Here is a 4139-nt window from a genome sequence, read left to right on the forward strand (position 1 = left end):
GCTGCCGCTCCGGGCCCTCTTCGAAGCCCCCACCGTGGCCGCCCTCGCCGAGCGCATCCAGGCGAGCACCTCGAATGTCCACCGGCCTCCGCTCACCCGCTCGCACGCAGACGGCCCGCGGCCGGTGTCCTTCGCCCAGCAGCGGCTGTGGCTCTTGGATCAACTCCAGCCTGGGGATGCGTCCTACAACATCCCGACCGCGCTCCAGCTCTCCGGGCGCGTGGACGTGGAGGCCCTGCGCCGTGCCTTCGAATCGCTCGTCCAGCGCCACGAAGCCCTGCGCACCACCTTCCGCGAGCACCAGGACCAGGTCATCCAGACCGTCCACGCTCCGGCGGGATGGACGCTGCCGCTCACGGACCTCTCCTCGCTGCCCGAGGAGCAGCGGGAGAACGAGGCGCGGCGGCTCGCCGACGAGGAGGCGCGGCGGCCGTTCGATCTCGCCAGGGGTCCGCTGCTGCGCAGCACGCTGGTGCGTCTGGAGGACGACTCCCATCTGCTGCTGGTGACGATGCACCACATCGTCTCCGACGGCTGGTCCATGGGCGTCCTCGTGCGCGAGATGGTGGCCTTCTACGAGGCCTTCACCACGGGAAGCACGCCGGTCCTCTCACCGCTGCCTGTGCAGTACGCGGACTTCGCGGCGTGGCAGCGCAACTGGCTCCAGGGTGAGGCCCTGGACGCGCAGATCCACTACTGGAAGCAGCAGCTGGCCGGTGCGCCCGCGGCGTTGGAACTGCCCACGGACCGCCCGCGTCCGCCCGTGCAGTCCCACCGGGGCGCCATGGTGGAGGTGCGCATTCCCAAGCACGTCGCGGAAGCCCTCAAGGCCCTGACCCAGCGGGAAGGCGCCACGCCCTTCATGACGCTGCTGGCGGCCTTCCAGGTGCTGCTGTCTCGCTACTCCGCACAGGATGACGTCAGCGTCGGTTCGCCGATTGCCGGCCGTACCCAGGCGGAGACCGAAGGCCTCATCGGCTTCTTCATCAACACCCTGGTCCTGCGCGCCCAGCTGAACCCGCGTGCGACGTTCCGTGAGCTGCTCGCCCAGGTTCGAGGCACGACGCTCGCGGCCTTCGAGCACCAGCACCTGCCCTTCGAGAAGCTCGTCGAAGCCGTGCAGCCCACGCGGGACCTGAGCCGCAGCCCGCTCTTCCAGGCCATGTTCGTCCTGCAGAACACGCCCACCGAGGCGCTGCGTCTGCCGGGCCTGTCGTTCCAGGGCCTGCCGCTGGAGGCCCACTTCGCCAAGTTCGACCTCTCCCTGGGTCTGCGCGAGGGGCGAGACGGGTTCGTCGGCACGCTGGAGTACGCAACGGACCTGTTCGATGCGTCCACCATCCAGCGGATGGCGGTCCACTTCGGTGTGCTGCTGGAGGCCATCGCGAGCAACCCGGAGACGAGGCTGAGCGACCTGCCCCTGCTCACTGAAGCCGAGCGCCAGCAACTCCTCGTCGACTGGAATCCGGCTGCCACTGAAAGCCAGCGTGAGCCCAGCATCCCCGCGATGGTGGCGGCCCAGGTGCGCCGCACGCCGGATGCGCTGGCTGTCATCACGCCGGAGCGGCAGCTGACGTACCGCGAGGTGGACGCGAAGGCGAATCAACTCGCGCACCGCCTGCGTGACCTGGGCGTCGGGCCCGAAGTCCGTGTCGGCCTCTGTGTCGAGCGCACCGAAGACCTCATCATCGGCGCGCTCGGCATTCTCAAGGCCGGTGGCGCGTATGTTCCGCTGGACCCTAGCTACCCGCGTGAGCGCCTGGGCTGGCTGCTGGATGACGCTCAGGGCCCCGCCCTCGTTGCCCATTCCCATCTTCTGTCTGCACTGCCCGAAACGTCGGCCACAGCGGTGTGCCTGGACTCGGATGCGGAGTTGGCGAAGCAGCCCACCACGGCGCCCGAGGTGGACATCCACGCCGGGCACCTCGCCTACCTCATCTACACGTCCGGCAGCACCGGCCGTCCCAAGGGCGTCGCCATCTCCCACGGCAACGCTGTCTCCTTCCTCCACTGGGCCCTGGCGACGTTCACCCCGGAGGAGTTGAAGGGCACCCTCGCCGCGACGAGCCTCAACTTCGACCTCTCCGTCTTCGAGCTCTTCGCGCCTCTCTCCAGCGGTGGTGCGGTGGTGGTGGCACGCAACGCGCTGCACCTGGCGGAGCTGCCCACCGCTTCGCACGTCACCCTCGTCAACACGGTGCCCTCCGCCATGGCGCAGCTGCTGCGCCTGGGCGCCGTGCCTCCAGGAGTGCGCGTCGTCAACCTCGCGGGCGAAGCGCTGCCCGAGACGCTGGCGAAGCAGGTCTACGCCGTCCCCACGGTACAGAAGCTCTACAACCTCTACGGGCCCTCCGAGGACACCACCTACTCCACGGCCTCTCTCGTTGGCCGCGAGGAAGTGCCCCTCATTGGCCGCCCCCTGCCCGCGACGCGGGCCTACGTGCTGGACACTTCGTTGCAGCCAGTGCCCGTGGGCGTCGCGGGTGAGCTGTATCTCGCGGGCGAAGGCCAGGCGCGTGGCTACCTGCTGCGCCCGGAACTCACCGCGGAGCGCTTCGTGCCGGAGCCCTACGGCCCTCCGGGTGGCCGCATGTACCGCACGGGCGACCGCGTCCGTTACCGCGTGGACGGGAGGCTGGAGTACCTCGGTCGCATCGACTTCCAGGTGAAGGTGCGTGGCTTCCGCATCGAGCTGGGCGAAATCGAAGCGGCGCTCCGCCGCGCTCCGGGCCTCAAGGACGCTGTCGTTATTGCCAAGGGTGAAGCCGCCGATAAGCGGCTGGTCGCCTACGTCGCGCCCAGGGCCGATGCGTCGCTGGAGGCCGAAGCCCTCAAGGTGCAGCTGCGCCAGGGGCTTCCCGAGTACATGGTGCCCTCCACCTTCGTGGTGCTGGAGGCCCTGCCCGTCAACGCCAACGGCAAGGTGGATCGCAAGGCCCTGCCAGAGCCGGAGGCACCGCAGTCGGGCAGCACCTACGAGGCACCTCGCACGCAAGTCGAAGCGAAGCTGGCGTCCATCTGGGCGGAGGTGCTCCGCCTGCCCCAGGTAGGCGTGAAGGACTCCTTCTTTGAACTGGGTGGCCACTCCCTGCTGGCCACGCAGGTGGTGTCGCGCGTGCGTGCCGAGTTCAGCGTGGAACTGCCCCTGCGCGCCCTCTTCGAAGCCCCCACCGTGGAGGCCCTTGCCATTCGCCTGAAGGGACTCACCCGTACCAGTGCACCGCAACTCACTCGCGTGTCGCATGACGGCCCGCTGCCGCTGTCCTTCGCCCAGCAGCGGCTGTGGCTCATCGACCAACTGGAGCCGGGCAGCGCCCTCTACAACGTCCCCGTCGCCGTCCGGCTGGAAGGCCACCTGCACGCCGACGTGCTGGAGCGCGCCCTGCAAGAAGTCGTGCGCCGTCACGAAGCCCTGCGCACCACCTTCGCCCAGGTGGAGGGAGCGCCCGTCCAGGTCATCCATCCCGACAGCCACCAACCCCTGGCTCTCGTGGACCTCTCCGACGTGCCCGAAGCGCAGCGTGAGTCCGAGACACGGGCCCGCGTGGAGATGGAGATGCGCCGGCCCTTCGACTTGCGCACCGGGCCCCTCCTCCGCACGCTGCTCTTCAAGCTGAGCGAAACCGAGCACGTCCTTATCGTCACGATGCACCACATCGTCTCCGACGGCTGGTCGCTGGGTGTGCTGGTGCGGGAAGTCGCCGCCCTCTACGCGGCCTTCTCCGCAGGGCAGCCGTCACCCCTGCCCGCGCTGCCGGTGCAGTACGCGGACTACGCCGACTGGCAGCGCCGCACGCTTTCGGGCGAGACGCTGCGGCAGGAGGTGGCCTGGTGGGAGACGAAGCTCTCCGGTGCTCCGGCCGTGCTGGACTTGCCCACAGACTTCCCCCGCCCGCCTGTCCGGAGCACCGCGGGCGCAACCCTCGGCTTCACCCTGTCGCGTGAATTGACGGAAGCACTCCGGAGTCTGGGGCACCAGGAGGGCGGCTCGCTCTTCATGGTGCTGCTGGCCGCCTGGCAGGGCCTGCTTGCGCGCTATACGGGCCAGCAGGACCTCAGCGTGGGCTCGCCCATCGCTGGCCGCACCCGCGCGGAGACGGAGGGCCTCATCGGCTTCTTCGTCAACACGCTCGTCCTTC

The 4139-nt window shown here is 69.3% G+C and carries 1 protein-coding gene; it reads left to right on the forward strand.

Going from position 1 to position 4139, the window contains the following annotated elements:
* Nucleotides 1-4139 (forward strand): amino acid adenylation domain-containing protein (locus tag ACLEQD_RS38280; RefSeq protein ID WP_410390787.1); only part of this gene is annotated, 4139 nt, incomplete at both ends.

It is taken from the genome of Corallococcus sp. 4LFB, from assembly GCF_046520365.1.
In the GTDB taxonomy this organism is placed as follows: domain Bacteria; phylum Myxococcota; class Myxococcia; order Myxococcales; family Myxococcaceae; genus Corallococcus; species Corallococcus caeni.